Annotated in this window: 17 protein-coding genes; 13 read left to right on the forward strand and 4 right to left on the reverse strand. The window is 36.8% G+C overall.

Annotated elements, in window-relative coordinates; all coding sequences use genetic code 11:
• Positions 1–140: 140 nt before the first annotated feature.
• A complete protein-coding gene (locus tag KGF86_RS17335; RefSeq protein WP_211742561.1) occupies positions 141–5,477 on the forward strand; it encodes a diguanylate cyclase in 5,337 nt (1,778 codons plus the stop codon).
• 580 nt (positions 5,478–6,057) lie between these two features.
• Here KGF86_RS17335 and KGF86_RS17340 read toward each other — a convergent pair.
• Positions 6,058–7,293, reverse strand: coding sequence for a TraB/GumN family protein (locus KGF86_RS17340; RefSeq protein WP_186870486.1), 1,236 nt, complete (start codon positions 7,291–7,293; stop codon positions 6,058–6,060).
• 196 nt (positions 7,294–7,489) lie between these two features.
• Between KGF86_RS17340 and KGF86_RS17345 the strand changes: the two genes are divergently transcribed.
• The 3 genes from KGF86_RS17345 (at position 7,490) to cbpA (ending at position 10,107) form a co-directional block, all read left to right on the forward strand.
• Positions 7,490–8,410 (forward strand): DMT family transporter, encoded by a 921-nt coding sequence (locus KGF86_RS17345; RefSeq protein ID WP_211742562.1) that lies wholly within the window; start codon positions 7,490–7,492, stop codon positions 8,408–8,410.
• Positions 8,411–8,707: 297 nt separating this feature from the next.
• The gene (locus tag KGF86_RS17350) at positions 8,708–9,214 is read left to right on the forward strand and encodes a hypothetical protein (RefSeq protein WP_186870484.1); all 507 of its coding nucleotides are present in this window, start codon (positions 8,708–8,710) and stop codon (positions 9,212–9,214) included.
• Positions 9,215–9,480: 266 nt separating this feature from the next.
• Positions 9,481–10,107 carry a cyclic di-AMP binding protein CbpA gene (cbpA, locus tag KGF86_RS17355; protein ID WP_186870483.1) on the forward strand — a complete coding sequence of 209 codons (627 nt, stop codon included), beginning with the start codon at positions 9,481–9,483 and terminating at the stop codon, positions 10,105–10,107.
• A 128-nt stretch (positions 10,108–10,235) separates the two neighbouring features.
• Here cbpA and KGF86_RS17360 read toward each other — a convergent pair whose 3' ends face one another.
• Positions 10,236–11,138, reverse strand: a complete 903-nt coding sequence (locus KGF86_RS17360; protein ID WP_211742563.1) for an aldo/keto reductase — start codon at positions 11,136–11,138, stop codon at positions 10,236–10,238.
• Between the two features lie 160 nt (positions 11,139–11,298).
• On the reverse strand, positions 11,299–11,694 hold the full coding sequence (locus KGF86_RS17365; RefSeq protein ID WP_211742564.1) for a ribonuclease HI family protein: 396 nt from the start codon (positions 11,692–11,694) through the stop codon (positions 11,299–11,301).
• A 185-nt stretch (positions 11,695–11,879) separates the two neighbouring features.
• On the opposite strand from KGF86_RS17365, the gene KGF86_RS17370 reads away from it, so the two are divergent.
• The 7 genes from KGF86_RS17370 (at position 11,880) to menC (ending at position 22,004) form a co-directional block, all read left to right on the forward strand.
• Positions 11,880–13,493 carry an amidohydrolase gene (locus KGF86_RS17370; RefSeq protein ID WP_211742565.1) on the forward strand — a complete coding sequence of 538 codons (1,614 nt, stop codon included), beginning with the start codon at positions 11,880–11,882 and terminating at the stop codon, positions 13,491–13,493.
• Positions 13,494–13,514: 21 nt separating this feature from the next.
• Entirely contained in the window at positions 13,515–14,987 is a 1,473-nt protein-coding gene (locus KGF86_RS17375; RefSeq protein WP_186870479.1) for an alanine/glycine:cation symporter family protein, read from the forward strand.
• 553 nt (positions 14,988–15,540) lie between these two features.
• Positions 15,541–18,051, forward strand: a complete 2,511-nt coding sequence (locus tag KGF86_RS17380) for an FtsX-like permease family protein (RefSeq protein ID WP_211742566.1) — start codon at positions 15,541–15,543, stop codon at positions 18,049–18,051.
• Positions 18,052–18,070: 19 nt separating this feature from the next.
• Positions 18,071–18,766 carry an ABC transporter ATP-binding protein gene (locus KGF86_RS17385; RefSeq protein ID WP_211742567.1) on the forward strand — a complete coding sequence of 232 codons (696 nt, stop codon included), beginning with the start codon at positions 18,071–18,073 and terminating at the stop codon, positions 18,764–18,766.
• A 191-nt stretch (positions 18,767–18,957) separates the two neighbouring features.
• The gene (locus tag KGF86_RS17390; RefSeq protein WP_186870477.1) at positions 18,958–20,088 is read left to right on the forward strand and encodes a M20 peptidase aminoacylase family protein; all 1,131 of its coding nucleotides are present in this window, start codon (positions 18,958–18,960) and stop codon (positions 20,086–20,088) included.
• Positions 20,089–20,098: 10 nt separating this feature from the next.
• Positions 20,099–20,869 (forward strand): GNAT family N-acetyltransferase, encoded by a 771-nt coding sequence (locus KGF86_RS17395; RefSeq protein ID WP_186870476.1) that lies wholly within the window; start codon positions 20,099–20,101, stop codon positions 20,867–20,869.
• Between the two features lie 19 nt (positions 20,870–20,888).
• Positions 20,889–22,004 carry an o-succinylbenzoate synthase gene (gene menC / locus KGF86_RS17400; protein ID WP_186870475.1) on the forward strand — a complete coding sequence of 372 codons (1,116 nt, stop codon included), beginning with the start codon at positions 20,889–20,891 and terminating at the stop codon, positions 22,002–22,004.
• A 161-nt stretch (positions 22,005–22,165) separates the two neighbouring features.
• Here menC and KGF86_RS17405 read toward each other — a convergent pair whose 3' ends face one another.
• Positions 22,166–23,302: an N-acetylmuramoyl-L-alanine amidase family protein gene (locus tag KGF86_RS17405; protein WP_211742568.1), complete on the reverse strand. Its 1,137-nt coding sequence runs from the start codon at positions 23,300–23,302 to the stop codon at positions 22,166–22,168.
• A gap of 657 nt (positions 23,303–23,959) precedes the next feature.
• On the opposite strand from KGF86_RS17405, the gene KGF86_RS17410 reads away from it, so the two are divergent.
• A complete protein-coding gene (locus tag KGF86_RS17410; RefSeq protein WP_186870473.1) occupies positions 23,960–24,403 on the forward strand; it encodes a hypothetical protein in 444 nt (147 codons plus the stop codon).
• Positions 24,404–24,418: 15 nt separating this feature from the next.
• Positions 24,419–25,195, forward strand: a complete 777-nt coding sequence (locus KGF86_RS17415) for a hypothetical protein (protein WP_186870472.1) — start codon at positions 24,419–24,421, stop codon at positions 25,193–25,195.
• Positions 25,196–25,377 lie beyond the last annotated feature (182 nt).

Genomic DNA, 25,377 nt, shown 5'->3' on the forward strand with positions numbered 1-25,377 from the left:
TAGCCTGACGGACAAATTTGTTGGTTTTATGCATGCATGAATTATTTTGGCTATTCGTTCTTCGAATAGCCTTTTTTTATCGTAATAGGCGAGTTCTTAAACGGTATTCCCATCAACTTAACGAATACGAGGTGAAGTCCATGGAAGTTATTAATAATCGGTATCGACTTGTTGAGCTTTTGGAGCAAAATAGAATCGTATCCATCTATTTAGCTATGGATTTATTCCATGAGAACCGCTATGTCCAATTAAATCTATTAATCTCGGAATATACACCCAGTTCGTTAATTCACTTTTTTGAGAAGCAATTTATAGCAATAAAGAATTTATCAAGTAAAAGAATAGCACGAAATGAACAATTCGGTGCGGTCACCTTTGTAGATAATAAGCCTTATACAGAAAAGGCGTTTTTTTATACGGTAGAATTTGATAGAAAGAATGAATCATACTTCTCGTTGATAAAGCAGTTTTCAATTGATGAGGTAATCGAACAATTCATCGAAATTTGTTCAGCAGTCCATTATGTACATACAAGTGGGTTTATTTATGGATCATTAAATTTGAAGGCAATTTACCCAATGAAACAAGGTAATCGTCTTTTACCCAAATTAAAAGACCTTGCTACCATTGAATTAGAAAAGTATTTTCATCATGATTTAGAGAATTCATATTTTTACTCACCCAAATTATTAGCTGGAATAGAGCCAAATATTGAGACAGATATGTATGCGTTAGGACTAATTCTATTAGCGATGATAACCAAACAAGCTTACATAGAAAATCCAAAGCAGGCGCTTCAATCACTCGAAGACAATCTAGGGCAATCATATCGTGCCCATGATCGACATAGGCTACGTAACCTATTACCTATTATCAAGAAAATGATAGGGACAGAAGAGGATTATCCCTATCTAACTATTCAAGACATGATAACGGAGCTTAGAGAAAGTCTAGATACCGATATTTCCATCATTGAGCAAGAGGCATTGGAAAAGCTTCATTTTCATACCCGTATCATCGGAAGAGATGAAGAACTATCATATGTTTTAAATAATGTCCAGAATATGATGAGCTATAAGCCCAGTAAACGTATTATCTTTGTTCAAGGAGAAAATGGTATTGGCAAGACCCGCTTCCTCCAAGAACTTCATTATTTACTAGAATTACGCAAAGTAACGGTATATGCAAGTTTTCACCTAGGTAGTACTGGGAGTAGTAAAAACCTATGGCTAGATATTCTGCAAAAGCTAATCAGTCAAACAGACTATTCTATTTTACGTAAATATCATGCAGAACTAGTAAAGTACTTTCCGGAATTAGAAAAAGGTGGAGCACCAACCTCATTAGACTATTTAACAGATGATAATAGCGAATATCGGCTGTTAAATCGTATCGGTGCATTTATTAATGATAGCTTACAAGGGAGACCAGCGGTATTCTTAATAGACGACCTTCATCTAGCGGATAGGTTCACATTAAATTTATTACATTACTTGAGCATGAACAATAGTCATCAAAATAATTTGATGTTTATTGTATCAGGTGAACTAAGAGAGGATGGAGAGAAGGATTTTCTAGAAAACTATCATTTAATGAAAAAGCGTTTAGACACCAGTATCATCCGATTAGATCTGTTAACAGAAGATCAAGTAGCAGAAATGATCAGGCAAATTCTGTCCTTATCTTATAAACCACTAAGGCTAACCGAGAAGATATATGCCCGTTCTTTTGGAAACCCATTATTTATACAGGAAATTATGAAGGATCTATATAGTCGAAGGCTTCTTCAGGTTAATAAGGATAATGGTATGTGGAGTGTTTTGCTAGATTATAATGCATTGGAAATTCCGGAAAGTATTGAACAAGTGCTAGTAAACCAATTACGGGACTTAGAAAAAATCGCATTACAAATACTGGAGACCATTGCTATCTATAATAAGCCGGTTTCTAAAAACATAATGAGTGAGTATCTCGAGTTAGACGAAGTATTAATTCATTCTACTGTAGATTATTTAGTTCAAAAAGGAATTATTCATCAATTAGTATCGGATTATGGTTTTCTTTTTGATATTTATAATAAGGTATTGAAGCGGATTGTGTATGAAGCTATTGGTGCTAAGACAAAGATTACCATGCATGCACATGCAGCAGCTTTAATGGAAAAAGCCTCGGATACTAAAATCGAGGAGCTGATTCATCAGTATGAAGGTGCTCACAATTGGGAGAAGTGTCTGGTTTATTATATGGATATTGCTAAGCAACTCCATGTTCAGCATGAAATTAGAAAGGAAGTTCAATATCTTCAAAAAGCGGAGAGGTTAATGGTAAATCCATATGAAAAAACAGAAATTCTGGTGAAAATAGGTGGGCTATGCATTGAAATCAATCAAACAGAACAGGCATTAAAAACCTATAAGTATGCATTGGAAATTGCTGAGAATCATGATTTGCAAGATTTAATTTTAAAAGTACATTTAGAGTTAGGAAATCTATTTGCAACATCCTATAAAGTGGACAATCTGAAGCACTATTTACAAAAAATAGATGAAAACTTCCCTATAATATTGGATAGAGAATCGAGGCTTGAATACAAGAGACTGCAAGCATTACTATTGAACATAAAAAACCAATTAGATGAAGCAGATATCATTTTAAAGGAAATTATTGCGGAAAGCGGGGATGATTTTCCTAGAATAACTGGAAGAACCTACTTATTATTAGGATTCTCTAGTGTGCAGAATAATCGTTACGATGAGGCAATACGCTACTTTAAAAAGGCGATGAAGCTTCTAGAGCATGCAGGATATTTGAAAGGATATTTGGGAGCGATTAACAATATTGGTATTATCTCTCAATCATTTCGAAATGAATTCGATGAGGCAATAAATTATTTTGAAAAGGTAAGGGATATTAGTGAAAAGTATGGTATTTTTGAGACAGAAATTCAAGCATTAAATAGTATAGGTAGAATTCATGCTACTGCATATCACTTTTCTGAAGCATATGATCATTTTAAATACGCGCTTGAAAAAGCACAAGCGGGTCGAGCAAGTTGGCTTTTAAGCCCTCTCTATAATCAACTATGCTTTACATCTGCAGAAATGGCAGAATATAAGCGAGCATTTAAATATTATCACATTATAGAAGCGTTACATAAGGAAGATAACTCTCGTGAATTAGATATATTTGAATACTATAATACGAGCATGAATCTATTTTACTTTATCGGTGACTTCGAGCGTGCCGATGAATTTGGAAAATTGGTCGTGGAGTTTAATAAAGGCCGTGACAATATGTATTCTGATAGTGCCATCACATATCAGAAGCTTCATCTTTTAAGGAATGCTCCACCAGAGCAACTAAAGAAGATTATTTTTAATTTGTTAGAGTTAGTGGAAAAGATACCTCATAATACGTTTAATATAAAAGTAATAACAACAGCATTGGTTGTGTTAAGTGAACGTGGTTATTATTCTTTAACCAGTAACCTGTGTAAAAAGCTGGGGGAATTGTTTACAGATAAAACACCGGATGCTTTAAAAGCAAGATATTTTTACTTTCTTGGAACAAAGGATAGTTCTAAGAAATCAATTTATTATTTAAAGCAGGGGTTGAAACTAGCTAAACGGGGTGAAAATAGGGAGTTAATAGCTAGAATCTTGATGGTATTGGGAGAGTATGCTTTTAAGGCTGAGAAATGGTATTGTGCTGCAAATTATTATTTAGATAGTACCGAATTAGTGAAATCATTAGTGGAAGGTGTGCCGAAGCAATACCAGCTAACTTATGTGAATAATAATCATTATGCTAAAGGGTTTATAGGTCTAGAACGAACTTACAATTGGATATCCGAAGAGCAACATATATTAACTTATAAAGAAAAGGGTAAGCAAGATCAACTATCTCAAGAGGATTTAAATCGATTTCTAGCAAAAGATTATGTTAGCGCATTTTTGGAACATCAGGACTTTATGGAATACATTCGCGAACAGCACATGAAGAAATATTCAAAGGAAATTCGTACAGCCCAGGATATTCTACCAAAGGTCGGCCCTAATACAATAAAGAATATTAATATGCTATTACATTATCTCACAGGGATAACACTTGCTTCGAGGGGAATCATTATTACGGAGAATCAAAAGGAAGAATTAGCAGTTCTAAGCACAACAGATGGGAATCGTGAATTACCACAAAATCGCTATATGATTAATCTCGTTCATGATACAAGAGAGGCTGTTATTTTAGGTGCTAAGGAACAAAAGTTGGAACCCAAAGGATTACAGAGTATCATGTGCATTCCAATCAATCAGAATCACGGTATTTCTAAGCCGTCTATTCTAGGTTATATCTATTTAGAAACAGATTTGCTTGTGAATAATTTTAATGAAGCAGGAGTAGAAAAATGTAAAGAAGTGATGGGCTTTTTAGCTACAATACTAGAACAGCACCAGTTAAAGCTTTCGGCAAGCATTGATAAACTGACAGGCACGTTGACTAGAAAATACTTAGACGATGCTCTATTAGAGGCAATAGATGTATCCAAACGTACAGGGGAACCTTTCAGTATCGTCATGTTCGATCTCGATAGATTTAAGCAGGTAAATGATCGATATGGCCATCAAATCGGGGATGAAGTATTACGAACCGTATCTCATATCGTTATGGATATGCTCGATGAATCTTATACTCTAGGTCGTTATGGTGGGGAAGAATTCATTATTATATTACCAAACATTAAAACGGAAGAAGCAGTAGTATTTGCAGATAAAGTTCGTGAGGAAATTGCGGCACAACAGTTATTAGGGGATAAGTTTGATATAACCGTAAGTATTGGAATAGCGACATATCCGCTTCATGGTCAGCGGGTGAAAGAGTTAATTGAAAAAGCAGATCAAGCTTTGTATGGTGCAAAGGAAAAAGGACGGAATTATACACAAGTTTGGTATAAGGATTTTCTCACTACATCCAAGCAGCAAAATAAACTAGCAGGCATTCTTACAGGAGATGATATTAAGGATTCCAGAAATGTCTTAGCTATGGTAGAGCTCATCCAGCTCCCTATTAAAAACCTATCTTCTGAGGAGAAAATCTATCAATTTTTAGGAAGAATAGTCGAAATCTCGGAGGCACAGGTGGGCTATATTTTATTGTATACGCCAAATGGGGAAAAGGTATATGGAAGGAGAGCACAGGAAGAGGGTTGGTTAGAGCAAGTGTCGATAGAATCAGATATATTGCATTCGGTTTTATTGGAGGAACGTGGACTATATACGATTACTTGGGATGTGAAGGATAAGCATAATAAGATTAGTGGTTTACCAGATTGGGATTCAATTTTAGCTGTTCCGATTATGGTTAATGGAAGTGTACGCGGTGCTATCTATCTTACAGCGCCGAGTAGGTTTAAGGAATTTGGAGCAGATGATTTAAATATGGTAAGTGTCTATAGTAGTTTGCTAGCTGGTATGATTTAGAACAGCAAACTAAAGTGAAGAATTGCAAGCAATAGAAAATCCGAACTACTACTGAAAAATTAGTAATCAGAATTCGTAGTAGCTCGGATTATCTATTTTTAGTATAAGAAAGTATCCAATCAAAGTAGGTGCCCTTCCCTTCCCTTTTCTTAAACGGTAAAGTATAGAAAACCTTTTCGCCAGTATAAGAAAAGCGTAAAAAAGGGTTATCTCTGTTACCAAAATGAGGAAAGAAAGCAGAAAAAGGTAAAAGAGAGCCTGTCTCTGTGCCCCAAATGAGGAAGGAGAGGGAAAAAAGGTAAAAGAGATCATTTCTCTGTTACCCAAAAGAGAAAGAGAAGCGGAAAAAGGTAACGGAGAGTCTGCCTCTGTGCCCCAAATGAGGAAGGAAAGCAGAAAAAGGTAACGGAGAGTCTGTCTCTGGCCCAAAATGAGGAAGGAGAGCGAAAAAAGGTAAAGAGATCAATTCTCTGTTACGCAAAAGAGAAAGAAAAGTACAAAAAGGGAACGGTCTCCCCATCCGTTCCCTTACAAGTAACAAATTCATTTTTATGAGCTATTCTCAGAAATATCTTTTAGTCTATAATATCTGCTCTACTATATATCCTTTTTCTTCTAGGAGAGAGCGGATATGGGGTTCTTGAAGTAGATGTAAGGTACCTACTATGACGAAGTATGTGTCACCGCTATCTTCCTCAAGGAAAGTTGCAATTTTGTCTGCCATTTTATAGTTTCGGTTATCATTAAGTGCTTCCATGTAGGCTTGCTCTTCTGCACTTGTTTCTTGTTCTACCGTTAAGTAGTCTAGCAGTTTGTCACCATCTCCCTCCTTATATAGGGTCAGCAACTCTAGCATTTGTTCATTTAATTCCTCTATTTCGATCAAGGATTCCTCTAGCATTTGGACTTGGAATTCCTCAGATAAATTAGCGAATATGGATAATTGATCTTCCGCAGTCTCAAGGGCAACGATTTCCTTCTGATCCTGTTCTGCGCGATTTAGAAAATATAAGTCGACGCCATCTGTGAAATTAAGCTCTTCCATTATTAAATTCTGTATCAGATTCGATTGAAACCATGGTTTGAATTGGTCAAACATGTCAATGGAATATCCTAGTTCTGTATACACACGGTCAAGTTCCTTATATAAATCCGTAGATAGATGGTCTTGAATGCTTGAGCCATCTTCATATTGGGCATATTCCATATAGATGGCTTGCATTTCAAACATACTGATGTTATTAAGGTCAACTTCTGGAACAATTACATCTGCTTTCGCATAGGCTTCTTCGATTTTACGATTTAAAGGAAAAAAGTCTTCTGTTACAGTGTGGATCGTCCCTTGTAAGTAAACCGTAGTATCACCATGTTCAACCTTCCAAAGATATCCCCCTGGACCGTCTGGTTCACCTCGTACTTCCACTTCTACTTTTGTAATGACCGTTATATTTTTATCCTGAAGACTTTTTACATCCGCATCATCATACGGGTTTCCTCCAATAGATACTTCTTCTAAACTAGCCATTTCCATAAGTGGCGATAAATCCTCAATATTATTGTTTTGTAAATTAAGCTTCGTAACGGAATCTAAATTCTCTATTCCTTCTAAGGATTTAATTCGCTCGTTCGATACGTCTAAGTCGGTAATGGATTGTATATCTTCTTGTAAAATGTCTCCAGAATCTTTATTGATTTCAGCACGGATAACTTTCTCAAGCTGATAGTCTTCAAAATAAATTCCATCCGCTTGATTACTCTGACAGGCAGTTAAGCCAATGATTAGCACCATCATAAAAACGCGTAGCAAATTCTTCAAAAAATCTCCCCCAATGTTGTACAGCAATTAGCAGTATTTTCCACCACTATATCAAATTGCCATAAAGTAGAGCAACCACCATCTCGCAGGATGAGGATCAAAAGTTTTTCCCATCCGTATGCTTTGCTTTCATTAAAAATTTGGCATATGATATGTATTTGGACTTTTATATTCTAAGTAATGGGAGATGAAAATCTTGAAAGGGATTTTTCAACATAAATGGAGTGTCATAGGGATTGCTGTATTTTGTTCTATATTATGGGGGAGTGCTTTTCCTGTTTTAAAGATTAGCTATGAGGAGTTGCAAATGGCTCCGGGTGATATAGCAGCAAAAATTGTTTTTGCAGGTGGTCGATTTTTACTAGCAGGACTAATTGTACTACTTTTTTTATTATGTAGTAACTGGAGGCGAATAAAGGTTACGAAAAAGCAGTTTTTAATCTTAACGATACTTGGTATTGTACAAACATCCTTACAATACTTTTTCTTTTATAATGGACTTGCAAATGTTTCTGGAATGCAAGGGGCAATCCTTTCTTCTGGGGGAACCTTTTTCACTGTCATTTTGGCTCACTTTTACTACCGAAGTGATCGAATGAGCTGGAAGAAATCCGTTGGTCTTATGACGGGATTTCTAGGAATTGTTGTCGCGAACTGGGGGCAAGAATTCCAGATCAGTTTCCAGTGGGATGGTGAAGGTTATATGATACTATCCGGATTAACAGCGGCAATTGCAACGATTATGGCAAAAGAGCTAGCGTCGGGGATTCACCCATTCGCCATTACAGGATGGCAGTTAACCATTGGTGGGGTAATCATGTTAGTGGTTGGATTTCCATTCTTACATGAAGGTGCTATGACATTCACCTCAACTGGGCTCGGTTTATTTATCTATTCGGCTCTTCTATCATCAGTCGCTTTCGCTCTATGGTACTCTGTATTGAAATATAATCATGCAGGCGAATTAAGTATGTATAAGTTTATCGTCCCTGTTTCCGGAGCTGTATTGTCTGCGATGTTTATTTCCGGTGAGATGCTGAATAGTTTTATCCTCGTTGCAATCGTATTAGTAGCGTTTGGTATTATTATTGTAAATTATCATAGTAAGAAAGCATGATATTAAACATGTTCTTCCCAATGAGAGGAAGAACATGTTTTTTATGTAGTAATTGCCATATTTTTTACAAATTTGTCAAAATGAATCGTAGGTACTACATATTTACCAAATAATGGGTTTTTACTGAATGTATTTTCCCTGTTTTGAGGGAATGGTTTGTTAAGAAATTGATATGGACAAACATTAGAAATGAGACTTAATGACTAATGATTTTTGATTAGGTTTAATTGCCTAATTGACAGTTCTAGAATTTACTTTAAAATGACTTAAGAGTAAAAAATAAAGGGGATAGTTTTAATGAAGAGATTATTATTAGTAGTGACGGGACTAGTATTAGCGATGGTCCTAGCAGCATGTAGTTCACCAGAAGCAGATGAAGTATTAGAGTATCACAATGCAGTAGTTGATGAGGTTCATCCATTAATGGATAAATTAGCTAGTCTATATGAGCAAATGACTGTGATGGAAACGGAAGATGAAGTAATTGATTTATATGATAATGAAATCATTCCTGTAGTTAATGAGATTAATGACTATTATGATGGACAAAAGATCGAGTATGATGCAACAAAGGAATACCACAAATTACTTCAAGAGCAGGCTAACTCTCTAGAAGCTACAGTGTTGAAAGAAAAAGAATTCTTCGAGGCACTTCTAGATGAGAATACAACAGAAGAAGAATTGATGACACTAGATCAAGAGGTAGTCGAGTTAAATACGATTACAGAAGAGAAGAATAAGGCGGTTGCCGATCATTATGATTATTTACTTGAGGAATATAACTTTATTGAAGAAGATGAATAAGGATAATTAGTTAAAGAGACTGGTAGGATAGTAGCGATACATATGTAGAACTATTATCCTACCAGTATTTTTGTTAGGTAGGCTTTAAACACCGTAATTCATTTATTTCGTTAGAGTGATCACGGGATTGTCCATTCCTAGTAATGTAAAGAACCTTTGTGTGAACGAATTTTAGGTTATTGCTATTTTACTGAAAATAATGTTAAATATATAAAAGGCCTATATTCATTTGTAGTGCCCTAATTTTTAGTCTTGGGGGGATAGGAATGCTTGTCAAAAATGATTATGTTAATAAGAATGATGTAGTATTTGTAAAAGAAAGTGATAGCCTAGAATCTGTAATGAAGACCCTAGAGGATTCTGGTTATCGGTGTATTCCAGTTCTTGATGAAACGGGAGAGAAATACGTAGGGAATATATATAAGGTTGATTTATTAGAATATGAGCTTGATTACTCCTTGGTTGGCACATTATCAGATTTAGTCTCTGACCGTGAGGGATACATTAAGGAAGACGCCCCATTCTTTAAAGTATTCTCATCTATTAAAAAGCTTCCTTATTTAGCAGTTGTTAATGACTCCATGGACTTTTTAGGGATTTTAACGAATGGCAATGTTATTCAAGTTCTAGAAAATGCTTGGGGAGTACATAATGGTAGCTACTCCTTTACAATCGGTACAATTGAATATGCTGGTGCACTACAAAAAATGTTAAGAATTGTAAATCGACATTGTAATGTACAAAGTGTTATTTCTTTAAATAACAACTCTAATTATGTAAGAAGAGTTTGTATCGTGCTTCCAAAAGAAGTGGATGAAGACTTAGCGGAGAAGATTCGATTGGATTTGGATAAGAATAACTTTACTGTTACAGATATTGAGAAGTTGAATTAGGCAGTTAAACTAACGATAATACAGCTTTGACTTGAGTCCTTTTGCTAATTTAAATAGAAAACTAGGAAGATAGAATGACTATCAAATGGGACAATGCATTTGATAGTCATTTTGCTTTCATCTCTACATTAAGGCACCTCATGACCCATGGATGCATGTAGAATTTCAAACCATTGATCTAATGATAATTCTATATTCAAGGCATTAACTGCTTTTTGGATCCTTTCCTTTTTACTTGAACCTACGATTGGCATTACATTAGCGGGATGATTTAAAATCCATGCGTATAATATTTCATCGATACTACTTCTATCCATTTCAATAGCGATTTTCTCTAATGTCTTACGTAACCGTACTGCTTTATCATCTTCGTTCGTAAAAATTTGTCCTCTTGCTAGTGGGGACCATGCCATGGGAGCGATTTGTTTCTCTAGACAAAGGTTTAACGTTCCGTCTTCCAAATTTTCTAACTGGTATGCTGAAAGTTCAATTTGGTTCGTCACAAGATCTACATCTAAATAAGATTCAAGCATTGTAAGCTGATGACGCTTGAAATTAGATACCCCAAAGTGTCTGACTTTCCCAGAAGCTTTTAATTCGTGAAAGGCACTCGCAACCTGTTCAGGATCCATAAAGGGATCTGGTCGGTGAATTAATAACGTATCAATATAATCTGTCCGGAAATTCTTTAAAGAATTCTCTACAGATTGGATAATATGGCGTTTTGATGTGTTGTAATGATGTGACTTGTGTTCCGGTCGATTAGGAGACGGAATGACAATCCCGCACTTGGTCACGATCTCAATGTTTTCTCGAAGTCCAGGCTTAAGTGCAAGTGCATTACCAAATAGCTCCTCACATTGAAATCCACCGTAAATATCGGCATGATCAAATGTAGTAATCCCTTGTTCCATACAATATTCAATTAAGTCTACAAATTGGTCGGCACTATATTTCCAATCAGCTAACCGCCATAAACCGTGAATAATTCTAGAAAAAGATAAATCCTCTGCAAGCTGTATTCTTTCCATGATTAATTGGCTCCTTCATTTAACGTTTTCATCCTTTACATTATCTCTAGCACTGAGTAGGTGCCTAATTAGGCTATTTCCTTCAATTGGTTGAAAATTCTTTACGACTACTATACTCCTTTTTCTTATGCTTGTCTTTGAAAATGTGCTTATAGATCACTTAAGACCGCTGTGCTTGAATAGCCTTTCGGGATAAACGATCAGCATGTCCATTCTCTTTTTCTGGTATCCACTTGATGAAGAAATAGGGAAATTTTGCTGTTTTTTCCCGAATTGCTTCTAGTAAAGGGAGGAATGTTTTGTTTTTGGTAAAATCATTGTCTACCACTTGTACAACGGTTTGGGAATCGGAACGAAAGGATAGAATTTCATTTGGGAACTCTTTTTCACATATCTCTAGTGCTTTAATTACAGCATAAAACTCAGCTTCATGATTTGTCATGATACCAAGAGGGAAGCTATATTCATACTGTTTTTTTTGTCCTTTTATATAAATGCCAGCACCACTAATGCCTGGATTTCCACTAGCAGCCCCGTCTGTATATACTTCTATCAAGATTGCTTCTCTCCCTGCTACTTAGAATTCATCTACATATTATCATACATCCCATTTAAGGAAAAAAATTAGTGAAAGGCAACCGATCTTATCCTTTATTATAATGCATTGACGAAATAATTAATTATTTGTATATTTATAAAAATAAGAAAATTATAACGACTGATTAAAAGGGAGAAGTTATCATGAGAAAAATTTTTATCAATGGGAAGTTTTATACCTTTGATCCGGTAAAGCCATGTGTAGAAGCAGTTGTCGTGGAAGAAGGTAGATTTATTGATATGGGTACAAAGGAGGAAATAACGTCATATTGGGGGAGTTATGAAACGGAGATAGTTGACTTAGGCGGTAAAACTGTTACTCCGGGATTAATTGATAGCCACCTACATCTGTCATCGATAGCTATCAATTTATTAAACCTAGATGTAACTGGGGTAACCTCGAAAACTTCTATGCTTCAGATAATCAAAGATAAAGCAGCAAACCTCTCACCTGGAGAATGGCTAGTTGGGAGAGGGTGGGATGAAAATTTATTTATAGATGGTGGTATTCCTACTATTAATGAACTAGATTCTGTTTCTCCACATAATCCTCTTTACATTCCACGCGTTTGTGGTCATGCAGCATTAGTGAATAGAAAAGCCTTGGAGGTTTGTCATTATCATCGTGATATGATAATGCCTCAAGGCGGTTCAATTGAACTAGATGAAACATTAAAGCAGCCGACAGGGCTTATTCTAGAGTCTGCAGCAGACATTTTTACAGCTCATATTCCGGAATATTCTTATGATGATTTAAAAGGTGCACTACGGCAGGCGATTAAGCTTGCTATTAGACAAGGATTAACAAGTGTACATACAAATGATACCAACAATTTAGGAGGACTTCATAGTACGTATCGGATGTTCGATGAGTTATTAAATCAAGAGAAACTGGGACTTCGTTGTAACCTTTTAATTGATTATGATTACTTAGATGATTTGAAGGAATCTAGTATGTATGCAGGGTACGGAAATGAAACGTTAACGATTGGGGCAGTAAAGCTTTTTGCAGATGGGGCATTTGGAAGGAGAACCGCATTATTATCAGAACCTTATGCGGATGATCCAAGTAATGTTGGTGAGGCAATGCACACAAATGATGAACTATATGATTTAGTTCGGAAAGTGAGAAATCTATCCATGCCTATTGCAGTTCACACGATCGGGGATAAAGCATTAGAAAATATATTGGATATTTTAGACCAGTTCCCAGTTGTAGCTTACCGGGATCGATTGATACATGTACAAGTATTACGGGAAGATCTAATTAATCGATTAGCAGTACCTAGTCGTATTGCTGATTTACAGCCGAGATTTGTTGTAGGTGACTTTCCTTGGGTGGCGGAAAGACTTGGTCCAAAACGGATGAATCTAGCCTATGCTTGGAAAACTTTATTGAACTCAAATGTTATTTGTGCAGGTGGCTCGGATTCACCAGTCGAACCAATGGACCCATTGTTAGGTATTCATGCGGCTGTAACAAGAAGAGCACCTGGAGACCGGCACAAGGGGTGGAATTCCGAGGAGAAACTCTCGATGTATGATGCGTTTAAACTATTTACAAAAATGGGGGCATATCCAACTAATGAAGAAACATTAAAGGGAACAATATCAAGAGGGAAGCTAGCAGATATGACAGTTTATTCAACTAATCCATTTGAAATAGATGATCCAGATGAGCTTTTAGAAACAACTATAGAAATGACCATAATTGGTGGGGATATTCACTACCAAAAATCCTTGCATCAAACAAATTAGAGTCTAAGGGGGGATAAAGGTATGGGAGATTTATTAGAGAAGGTCGTCGGATTCTTATGGGGATTACCACTTATTATTACAATCTTATTCGTAGGGGTATATTTTACGCTGGCTACGAAGTTCTTCCAATTTGTCCATTTACCTCACATTTTGAAAACAACTCTAGGAACCATTTTTAAAAAGCAGGACAAGGAAGAAAAGGGGAAGGGAATTCTCTCTTCCTTTGAAGCGGTAAGTACAGCTGTTGGTGGCTCAGTTGGAGTTGGTAATATTGGTGGTGTTGCGACTGCCATTGCTGTAGGGGGACCAGGTGCTGTATTGTGGATGTGGATGTGTGCTCTAGTCGGGATGATTATTAAAACGGTGGAAGTGACACTATCTGTTCATTATCGTAATACAGACGAAAATGGTGATCCTTACGGCGGACCAACCTATTATATGGAGAAAGGTCTTGGCGAGGAGAAGAACTTTAAGTTTTGGATGATTCCGGCAGTCATCTTTGGTTTTGGTATTTTCGGTACGTTCTTTTTTACCTTACAAAATTATACGGTATCAGAGGCTGTTAGCTCTACATTTGGAATCGGAATGATTCCAGCATCGATTGCTTTAACAGTAACTATTTACTATATCATTTATGGTGGAATTAAACATATTGGAAAAGTGGCATCTCGGATTGTTCCATTTATGGTGCTGTTTTTTATTCTTTCCGGTCTTTTCATTATCGTTAGTAATATTGGTCAAGTTGGTGAAGCATTCGGATTAATTTTTTCTGGCGCATTTGGAGGAACAGCCGCTATTGGAGGTTTCACCGGTGCTGTAGTTGCTCAAGTTATCCAAATGGGTATGGCTCGTTCGGTATACAGTAATGAAGCGGGATGGGGTACATCACCAATGGTACATTCTACAGCCAAAGTAGACCATCCTGTAAAACAAGGTATATGGGGTGCTTTTGAAGTCTTTGTTGATACCATTGTTGTTTGTACGATTACCGCATTGACAATTATTGTGACCGGTGTGTGGTCATCAGGATTGTCTGGTGCAGAACTAACATTAACTGCTTTCGAAGTTGGTATAGGGGAAATAGGGCGCTATATTATAGCGGTATCTGTCGTTCTATTTGGTGTAACCACTACTACTGGCTGGTATATTTATTACGATATATTATTGAGACATTTATTTAATAAACGTGACTCTAAGATCAAGCGTGCATGTCTACGTTTTTTTAGTTGGTTTTACCCGATACCGGGGCTCGCTATGGTCATTTATGCAGTAAGTATAGGGATGCCAGGTGCCGCAGTGTGGTATTTTGCAGACATAACTTCAGCCATTCCAACATTTATAAACGTAGTAGTCATTTTATTATTAAGTAAACGTTTCTTAAGCTTGTTAAAGGATTATAAAGCTAGATATTTAGGGATAGGTAAGATTGATCCTGACATTGTGTTATTTTATGAGGATAAAGGTACGTCATCTAAAGATTCAAACGTGATTTGAGATTGGAAAAATAATTAATGTAAACCCGAATGATACTTAGCTCCTTAAATATGTACAGACGAAAGCAGGGTGGATAGAGCACGCCCAGAGGCACTGGGATGCACCACGAGTCCACTAGAAATGCTACATAGCGGGCTTCCTGGTGCAAGGAAGATTACCTAGCCTAGCTCAACAGCTGCCCGATGGCAAAGAAGACACTGCGAAGGTACTTTCGAGCAGATGTCGCACTTGTGCTGTGATAAAGTGCAAAGAAGACACTGCGAAGGTACTTTTGAGCAGATGTCGCACTTGTGCTGTGATAAAGTGCAAAGAAGACACTGCGAAGGTACTTTCGAGCAGATGTCGTCCCTGTATTGGAAGTAACCACATGTATATTTCCGGAGCGGGTCTTTGCTCATCATTCGGTTTTTCCTTTAAAGTGAATACTATTGTCCTGTTATTTTTGTGATTTTTTAGTAAATTTTATATATTCGCATTGCCTAGATCAACACTTTAGGATAGTATTTAAGTATTGTTATAAATTACCACTTTTATTCCTTTGGGGGCTTGGGCGATGCGTATTGTTCTAAAGCATATTATACATAATATTTTGGAGAAGAGGCTAAGGTCGATTATCGTGCTTCTTACGATTTTGCTGTCTACTTTGATTTTATTTATTGGCCTTAGTTTAAATGAAATTATAAATAACACGTATACAACTATGTTACAAGGTTCTTATGGTACTGCTAATGTAGTTGTATCGAAAAAAGCGGAAGATGGTATTCCTTTCTATGAGTCTACTAAGCTAGATATAGCAGATATTCATATAGATAATCGTTTAGATATGATACAAGCAATTGGTAAATCATTCTTAAATGATGAACATGTTACAGTGACATTATATGGCTTAGACCCCCAAGCAGCTTTTGAGATGCAAATTGTAGATATCCTTACTGGCTCCCAGGAACTTGAGGGTAATTCTGTGATTATTAGTCAGAAAACGAGTTCTACATATGATTTAGTGGTTGGAGATAGGATAGATGTAAGCAGTGGCGGTAATTCTTATGACTTTAGGATAGCTGCTATTAGTAAATCAGATGGTATTTATTATTCGGAAATGGGAGACATTCTACTTCTTGCTCAGCCGGACCAGGTAATGGAAATGCTCGGCGGAGGAGATATGGTGTCGAGTACTCTATTAGAAGTACCGGGTACGGAACTGGACACAGCAATTACTAGTTTAGCGGAGACGAATCAAGGCTTTACCATACAAAAGAGTAGTGCTGCAGATACGATTATGCGAGATGAGCAGACCTTCCAAACGGTTATGATGCTAGCGATTATTATTATTGTGTTAATCAGTGCATATGTTATTTCATCCCTTTCCAAGTTAATTATTACGGAACGTATGCCTGTTTTAGCTACTTTTCGCAGTGTTGGAGCTAGCAAAGGGATGATGAATCGGGTATTAATTTTGGAGTTCTTCATGTATGGGGTAATTGGAGCGGTCCTAGGGATTATTTTAGCTGTGTTCCTACTCCCGTTTGCAGCGGATCTGTTTAATGAGTACAAGGAATATGGTATGGAAACAGTAGTCGAATATAATATGATCTATTTAATCATTTCGGTAGTATTCGGAATGATGTTCCCAGCACTAGTGAGCTTTCTCCGGATAGTGAGAACGAATGCCAAACCTTTAAAGGATGTGCTTTTCAATACATCGTCTACATTAGAAAAACGCTCGAGATGGACGGTTATTCTCGGAATCGTATTCTTCTTCATTGCTTTTGTGATAAATGGATTCAATAAATATGATGATATGCTACTTTCTATTGTATCGATTTTGTTATTGTTTATTTCCATTGTGTTGTTAATGCCACTATTGTTGAGTGGGTTTTCAAAGTTATTGTCTCTATACTTTAAGAGGAGTCGATCGGGAGAATTAGGACTGGGCATTAAAAATATTGCTAACAATAAGATTGTTGCAAACAATGTCAGTATGATTATTGTCGTTTTTTTACTATTAATTATGGTAGGAATTGCAAGTGAAGGAATTAATTATTATGTAACAAAGGCAGTAAGTAAAGATTTTGATGTAGTTGTTACACTTAGTGATCGTAATGATTCGCTTGTTCATGACATAGTGGAAATGGATGGAGTAGCTGATGCTTATCTTCAAGCTGTAAGTTTGGGGAAATCCTCTATTAATGGAAGTGAAGGTATTTATGGCGTATTTGGCGTAGACGATTTTAATGAGATAGGTGAATTCTATGATGGGATAAATTATCTCGAAATAGATGAAGAACGATTAATTAGCTTAGATAACCCGGTTATATTAGATGACTACTATATGAATAAATACGACATACATATAGGAGATTCGGTACAAATACAGCCAATTAATAGCCATTACGAAAATCTAGAGAACGCTGGTTCAGTAACATTTATTGTAGCTGGTTCGATGGAAAGCGCTGGATTTGCCTCAAGTCGCGATAGTGCTTTAATTCCAATGGAAATCTATGAGGATTATTTTGAGCCTCTCTTTTATGAATTAACGCTGAAGCAGGAGGAAGGAATAGTAGCGGAGGAATTAAAAGAGAATATAGCAGACTACTATAGTAACTATTCACTAGAGGTAGCGACTTTTGACGAGAGGATAGAGGCACAGAAAAGCACGATTGATACATTAATTAATGGAATCACAATTATTATTGGTTTAGGTATGATGGTGGGGATTCTTGGAATTTCAAATAATCTTATGGTCTCCTTCAATCAGCGGAAGAAGGAATATGCCATTCTCTATTCTGTATGTATGAGTAAAGGGCAAATAGTGAAAATGATATTCGCCGAAACGCTCCTTACATTTATAACCGTAGCTGTCATTGGGCTTTTTGGTGGATTCGCAATAAATTTCTTATTAACTAAGTTCTTTTACGCTATAGGGATGGTGACCGATTTTCACTTTACGTTCAAACTTTATGGCATTTTATGTGGGGTGGTTGCGATATTATTAGCTTTATCAACTCTCTCACTAGTTCGAAAGGTTTTTAAGCTTCATATAATGAAAGAATTGCGATATGAGTAAAGGTTCTCAAGGGGGGCTAATGGAGATGTTGGAGAGTATTGTTCGGACAGAAAAGTTATGTAAGAATTTCAAAGTGGGAGCAAATGATATCCCAGTGTTAAAAAACATTGAGATTTCGATTGAATCAGGCGATTTTGTTTCCATAATGGGGCCATCCGGATCTGGTAAAAGTACGTTATTGTATTTACTTGGAGGGATTGATCAACCAACTTCTGGAAAAGTGTTCATTCAAAATCAAGATATTAATAAAATGAAGGATAAACAGAAAAGTATTCTACGAAGAAGAACAATGGGCTTTGTGTTTCAGTTTTATAATTTAGTACAAAACTTAACAGTAGAAGAAAATATTTTACTTCCGGTTACGATGGATAAGAAGAAGACAGCTGATTATAAAGAGCAGCTGGATGAGATATTAGAAATTGTGGGTCTTTCAGAACGAAAGAAATATACACCGAGAGAATTATCCGGGGGACAGCAACAACGGGTTGCCATTGCTCGAGCGTTAATCCTAAGTCCAGCACTCATACTAGCAGATGAACCAATTGGGAATTTGGATAGTAAGACAGGGACAGCAATTATGGAGCTTTTCCGTCGTATTAATCAGGAAAAGGGAATTACGATTGTCCAGGTGACACATTCTGAAGAAGCGGCTGAATATGGTAATCGATTAATTCGGATGAAAGATGGAGAGATAGTTGAGCCAGTGTTGGTTTAACACGAATAGAGATGTAGGGAGTATTTTCCCTGCATTTTTTAATGCCACTTTCAATAGATAACGCATTGACTCCATTCTTTTTATTCCTAAGCTTGGCAACAAGAGAAAAAGATTGACCTGAAGCATATTAGGGAATAGAAAAAGAATATTGATGGCATAGGATAGTAATAGAAAGGGGTATTGTAGACATCATGAAGACAACTAGTAAGAAGCTGAGGCCAATATTAAAAGAGATTTTCGATTATTTACATGCAAACCCAGAAGTAAGCTGGAAGGAATTTCAGACTACGGAATATATTAAAGGGTTACTTGCGAATAAGAAGGTAAACATTCAATGCTTCCCGGAAATAACTGGTTTAGTAGTAGAAATTGGTAGTGGGAAGCCGGTTGTAGCACTACGGGCCGATATGGATGCACTTTGGCAAGAGGTTAACGGTGAATTTAAAGCAAACCATTCATGTGGTCATGATGCCCATATGACGATTGTATTAGGTGTGCTGTTTACACTTCTTGAGGAGGGAACTCCAGACCAAGGAACGTTTCGATTTATTTTCCAGCCGGCTGAAGAAAAGGGAGATGGAGCGTTGACACTTGTAGAAAAAGGGGTTGTGGATGATGCTGATTTTCTATATGGTCTTCACCTTCGTCCAATTCAAGAATTAAAGCACGGTCAGTTCTCGCCAGCAATTAGGCATGGCGCCTCATGGTCAGTTGATGGAGTTATTACAGGAGAAGATGCCCATGGTGCTAGACCACATCTTAACGCTAATGCAATTCAAGTGGGGAGTGAGTTTTTTCAGCATTTGAATAATATTTATATAGATCCGATGATTCCGCACTCGGTAAAGATGACGAGCTTCCATGCTGGAGGAGAGAGCACTAATATTATCCCTGGGAATGCTACGTTTTCTATTGATATGCGTGCCCAAACTAATGAAGCAATGGAGGAGCTCTTGGAGAAAGTGGAGCGAATTGCTAATATGCTTTCCAACTATCATGGAGTAAAAATTGATCTATCGATAAGCTCAAGTGTTGCTGCCGCAGTAATCAATGAGGAAGCAACTAATTTAATGGAAGAGGCTATTGTGGAGACAGTTGGCAAAGACCACTTAATACCGATGATTACAACAACCGGGGGAGATGATTTTCACTTTTATACCATTAAGAGACCATCTTTAAAAGCAACCATGTTAGCAGTTGGATGCGATTTAGAACCAGGGCTACATCACCCACAAATGACGTTTAATTATCAAGCAATCGAACCAAGTGTGGAGATTCTAGTAACGGTATTACGAAGGACTGTAAGGAAGTATCAAGGTTAGGAGGGAGATTATGGGGATAGAGATTAGAGAAATAACAACATTGGATGAACTGTATCAGATACAAAAAATTGAAGAAATCGTCTGGCAGGATACGCCGATTCCGATTCACCAAACATTAACCGCATTTCATAATGGTGGTGTGCTAATAGGAGCTTTTTTAGGAGGAAACATGATTGGTTTCCAGTATAGTTTTCCAGGGTTTGATGGACAAGAGGTGTATTTAGTATCGCACGCACTAGGAATTCTTCCGGCATATCGTAAGTCTGGGCTTGGAGAGAAAATAAAACGTAAGCAACGAGAGGTAGCAGCGGACAAGGGATATGATAAAATGATTTGGACATATGATCCGCTTGAAAGTGTCAATGCTTACTTGAATTTACATAAATTGGGTGGGATAGCAACTACCTATAGAGAAAATTATTATGGGACAATGGATGATGGATTAAATAAGGGACTTGCTTCTGATCGATTGGTAATTGAATGGCATTTTCAAAGAGAAACTGAGCCATTCGATGGTACAATTGATTCTTCCCAATTATTATTGGAAATGGGACAGAAGATGGAGCCAAGGCGAACAGATGTGGTATTTGACTCTGATTGTGAACAGTGGTTTGTTGCCATTCCAGCTAATATTCAAGATATGAAAGCAACAAATATAGAACATGCTATTCAATGGCGTAGCAGTACTAGAGAACTATTTCAATTATTATTTTCAAACGGTTATACGGCTAAAGATATTATTCGTGATGAATATGTCAGTTATTATTGCTTTGAAAAATGATTAGGAAGAAGGGTGTAACATGACAATTCCATTAATAAACATCATCATCCATCGACTCAACATGAGAATGATTGATCCATTTGCAACAAGCTTCGGCACCATGCAGGGCAAAGAATTCTATATCGTAGAAGTGGTGGATACAGACGGGAATCATGGCTACGGAGAAGGGGTCGCATTTTCTATTCCTTGGTACACAGAAGAGACGATAAAGTCTAATTTAGCTATCATTGAAGACTTTTTAATTCCTATTTTAAGAGATAATGCAATTGAACATCCAAATGAGGTGTTTCCATTATTCGAACGATTACGTGGCAATAATATGGCTAAGGCTGCTATAGAGGGAGCGATATGGGACCTTTATGCGAAACGGCAGGGTGTACCGTTAGCAAAAGCTCTCGGTGGCAAAAAGACGGAGATTGATGTGGGAATCAGTATTGGCATACAGCCAAGCGTAAAAGAATTATTGAATAAAATCGAGCATTTTCTTGAGCAAGGGTATAAGCGTATAAAGTTGAAAATTAAGCCTGGTCATGATGTGGATATGCTTCATGAGGTGCGAAAGGCTTTTCCAGATACACCAATTATGGCAGATGCAAATTCTGCCTATACCCTAGATGATATAGAATTGCTGAAGCAGTTGGATGATCTAAATCTAATGATGATTGAACAGCCCCTACAGCATCATGATATTATCGACCATGCAAAACTTCAAAAGGAATTACAAACCCCGATTTGTTTAGATGAGAGTATTCACTCGTTGTATGATGTCCAAAAGGCAATAGAACTAGGAAGCTGTAAAATTATAAATATAAAAGTAGGCCGTGTTGGGGGCTTATCTGAATCAATCAAAATTCATGATTATTGTGAGGATCAAGGAATCCCGGTGTGGTGTGGAGGAATGTTAGAAGCTGGTATCGGGCGAGCACATAATGTAGCGATTACGACTTTAGCTAATTTTATTTTACCAGGGGATACCGCAGGGTCCTCTCGATATTGGAAGAAAGATATTATTAAACCAGAAGTTGTAGTAGAAAATGGCGTAATCAAAGTACCAACAGCCCCTGGAATTGGTTATGAAGTGGACGAAGAAGCGCTAGAAGCGTTTCGCTTTGAAAAGTTGGAATTTCCTATGTAATGGTATCGTGATGGTAGCGGAAATTAATGAGAAGACAGAACCTTTTAGATGATTAACACACCTAGCCCTCTTTGGAAAATGTATTTCCGAAGTGGGCTAGGTGAATGATTATTATATCACGAGATTATAAGCGTGCGCCTAATACAGTGCAATGATATAGATCACTCATTCTGAGCATCAAAATATTCTACTAAACCGTTTGTAATTGCTTCGGCAACCTCTGTTTGGTATTCGTCGGTTTGAACCTTCTCCAAATCACTTGGGTTTGATATAAAGCCAAGTTCAAGCAATACAGCGGGATTTTGATTATATTTTAGAACATAATAGTCCTCTTGCCTAATCCCCCGGTCTGTCATATCTAGTTCTCCAACTAATGCGGAATGAATTTTCTCAGAAAGCTCCTTACTTTTATTCGTGTTAGCGTAATACGTATTAATACCATTTACCTTTGGATCGTTAAAGTAATCGTAATGTAGACTTATGAATACATCCGTTTCATGGACGTTACTTTGATACGCCCGATTTTCAAGAGTAATAAACGTATCATCTGCTCTAGTAAAGTTTACCGTTGCCCCTTCTGCTTCTAAGTAATTGGCTAGCTTTGTTGCAGTAGATAGTGTCAGATCTTTTTCACGTACGCCATCATTTACTGCTCCAGGATCCTTGCCACCGTGGCCTGGATCAATCAAAATGTTATAGCCATTTAATTGATGTTTTCTAACGGTAATGGTGTCTTCTGAAATCTGCATGTGATTTTGTTGGATATATCCCATTGGCAAATAATCTAATGGTTCAGTAACATGGTCAGGTGTATAGTGATTAAAATTATCCTCTGTCTGTGTGGATATATCATCTTCCTTGGCTTTCTCTTTCATGTCATCCTTAACTTCTGCTTTTTCTTCAGATTCCTCCTCCACTTCTTCTTTTTCTTCTAATTCAATTTCTTCCTCTTTTATCGTGTCACTGTCTTCTAGTAAACTATCATCATTTTCAACTTCTATTGTTTCTTCTATTAATAGAAGTTCTTCTCCATATACCCAAGCAGGCTCTCCATCGAAGAAAGTTTTGACCCATCCATTCTGTTCTTCGAATGTTCTTAGTCTATCTCCTTCAACTAATGTTCCAATAACATCAGCTTCATGATTAGGAGCGGTTCTCATAACGGAATCTGCTTGAACTTCAAATAATTTAACATGGTTATTCTCGGCTGCTTCTGCATGTGCATTCGTCACTGATATAAAAGAAAATAACATAAGCATAAACCCTGTCATCCAAATTGTATTGACAACTTTTCTCATATTCTCTCAATCCCTTTCTGGTAAATTATGAATCTAGTAGCAAGGATGGTCAGAAAATAATAGATTTAAACATAAATGTGTAAGTTTTTATTTTTTAGGTAAAAAGAAGTGGTTTAACGTCTCTCTTATCTAGTTAGTTAGCCTCCTTTTATTAGGAGGCGCTATTACTTATGTAGGAGTGGTTGGGAAAGGTTAGTCCATATTCTACTACTAGCCTTTGTATAAAATGGTAACGTTCGTGTTCAAGTACTGTCGAAAACTCTGTTAAACATGAGATAACAGCTATAAATTTCCAAATAATAACATGATAGGACATAAGCTCTAGAATAATGAAGTAGACAATTGTAAAGGAGTTAGGGCAAGTTATCTATTAGCATTTTATTAGTTTAGGTTAGTGGTATAGTTTTTTCGAACTAGAAAAGCTAAATATATATTCCTTTTTCTTCTGTTTACATGAAAACATTACAAATTTTTTCTTACTCTTCGCTATGTTCAACATGATCTTCTGTTTTTCGGCAGTCTAAATAAAGCTATTAGACTATCTAGTAAATGGTATTTTCTAACGATTCACTATTCAAATTTTTCTGTTAATATAGGGACATTGAGTCATAGGAGTATAAAAAATAGTAGTTTCTTAATAGAAAGGTCGGGTGATAAATGAAAAAAATACTAGTCAGCTTCCTTGTCATGATCTCGTTGATAGCTGCATTTCACGTTTCAGTATATGGGGAGTTCTTTTTTGACAAAAAGAACGTAAGCACGGCTATCCATAACTTGGAAAATATGATGTTCCAAAGAGAAGTTGCCATCACGGACCATTTAAAGGATCAACAAGAACAGCATCTAAATCAGATAAAGGTCAAACTAACCGAGTTGCATGAAGATACATCTAATATGACAGCGGTACGCTTACAACAATATAAGGAAAGCTATCTTTCAGCAATTGATACGTTAACCTTATCTTTAGATGAACCATATGAAAAGATAGCGAAAGAAAAGAGTAATGTATTAAGTCTAGAGATTGAAGCAGAAGTAGTCGATTATTTGAGTCAATTATTAGTTCGGAATCAGAAAAGCAATCATTCAACTATTTTAGAATAAAAGGGGAGATTAATGATGAAAGTACGTAAAGGGTTGAAAAAGAAATTATTAGTAGGGGTAGCTGCGGTTGGAATCGTTGCAGGATCAGGAATTGCACTTGCCAATACGGATGCTGGTGCACAGCTTCGTGCCTGGTATGAAGGTATGTTTTCTAACACGGTAGAGAATATTGAGGCGAGTGTAGAAGAATATGGTCAAAGCAAGCTCCCAGGATTACAAGCAGAATATGAACAATTAAAAGCTACAGCACAAATGGATATTGATTTAACGAGAGAACTTGAAACAGGTAAGTCCTTATCAGAAATCATTAATGCGAAAATAAGTCATTTGGAATCGTTGAGCGAAGAAGAGCAAGCAATTTTAGCGGGAATTGGGCTAGAGTTCTACAATGTATTTCTAGATGGTTATTTTGAAATCCAACGTGTTCAGCAGGAGGGGTTAGATTATGCGAATAATGATTTAACTGCTTATACTGGTGAACTTGGACAAGAAGCGATGGCGACCATGACATCAGATATAAATACTGCTAGGGATCAGGCTGTACAAGAGCTAGAAGAAGCAATACAGCAGGCCCAAGAACAGCTTGCTCAAGCATTAGATACGCAAGAAGAAATTACCATTAGAAATTTACAAAATCAAATCGATTGGGCTATTGAGGACTTAAGAGAATCGGTAACATCATTACTTGATGGATTAGTAGAAGAGCAAGAACAAATTATAATTGCTCATGCACAGCAATTGGAAGATCAAGCAAAAGCGGCTCTTGATGATGTAGTGAATGGTATCAATTAGGAAGAATTACGAGGCAGATAGAAAAGAGTAAAATCCTTTCCTGCCAGGATAAAAAAGCGAACACATTTATTACAAGACAAGCGAATGCGAGTTTTTCTAACAATACGGATGTCTCAGAATAGGGCCTCACTCCACAGAGAGGGTCAGACGGACGGGACATCCCTTTCTATTGGCAGATAGGA

Source organism: Ornithinibacillus massiliensis (assembly GCF_018310345.1).
Taxonomy (GTDB): domain Bacteria; phylum Bacillota; class Bacilli; order Bacillales; family Amphibacillaceae; genus Ornithinibacillus; species Ornithinibacillus massiliensis.

Coding starts and splice junctions, on each gene's coding strand:
- menC (WP_186870475.1), top strand. CDS start 20,889: ATGACAATTCCATTAATAAACATCATCATCCATCGACTCAACATGAGA.
- KGF86_RS17335 (WP_211742561.1), top strand. CDS start 141: ATGGAAGTTATTAATAATCGGTATCGACTTGTTGAGCTTTTGGAGCAA.
- KGF86_RS17390 (WP_186870477.1), top strand. CDS start 18,958: ATGAAGACAACTAGTAAGAAGCTGAGGCCAATATTAAAAGAGATTTTC.
- KGF86_RS17415 (WP_186870472.1), top strand. CDS start 24,419: ATGAAAGTACGTAAAGGGTTGAAAAAGAAATTATTAGTAGGGGTAGCT.
- KGF86_RS17360 (WP_211742563.1), bottom strand. CDS start 11,138: ATGGAAAGAATACAGCTTGCAGAGGATTTATCTTTTTCTAGAATTATT.
- KGF86_RS17385 (WP_211742567.1), top strand. CDS start 18,071: ATGGAGATGTTGGAGAGTATTGTTCGGACAGAAAAGTTATGTAAGAAT.
- KGF86_RS17350 (WP_186870484.1), top strand. CDS start 8,708: ATGAAGAGATTATTATTAGTAGTGACGGGACTAGTATTAGCGATGGTC.
- KGF86_RS17405 (WP_211742568.1), bottom strand. CDS start 23,302: ATGAGAAAAGTTGTCAATACAATTTGGATGACAGGGTTTATGCTTATG.
- KGF86_RS17380 (WP_211742566.1), top strand. CDS start 15,541: ATGCGTATTGTTCTAAAGCATATTATACATAATATTTTGGAGAAGAGG.
- KGF86_RS17395 (WP_186870476.1), top strand. CDS start 20,099: ATGGGGATAGAGATTAGAGAAATAACAACATTGGATGAACTGTATCAG.
- cbpA (WP_186870483.1), top strand. CDS start 9,481: ATGCTTGTCAAAAATGATTATGTTAATAAGAATGATGTAGTATTTGTA.
- KGF86_RS17370 (WP_211742565.1), top strand. CDS start 11,880: ATGAGAAAAATTTTTATCAATGGGAAGTTTTATACCTTTGATCCGGTA.
- KGF86_RS17375 (WP_186870479.1), top strand. CDS start 13,515: ATGGGAGATTTATTAGAGAAGGTCGTCGGATTCTTATGGGGATTACCA.
- KGF86_RS17410 (WP_186870473.1), top strand. CDS start 23,960: ATGAAAAAAATACTAGTCAGCTTCCTTGTCATGATCTCGTTGATAGCT.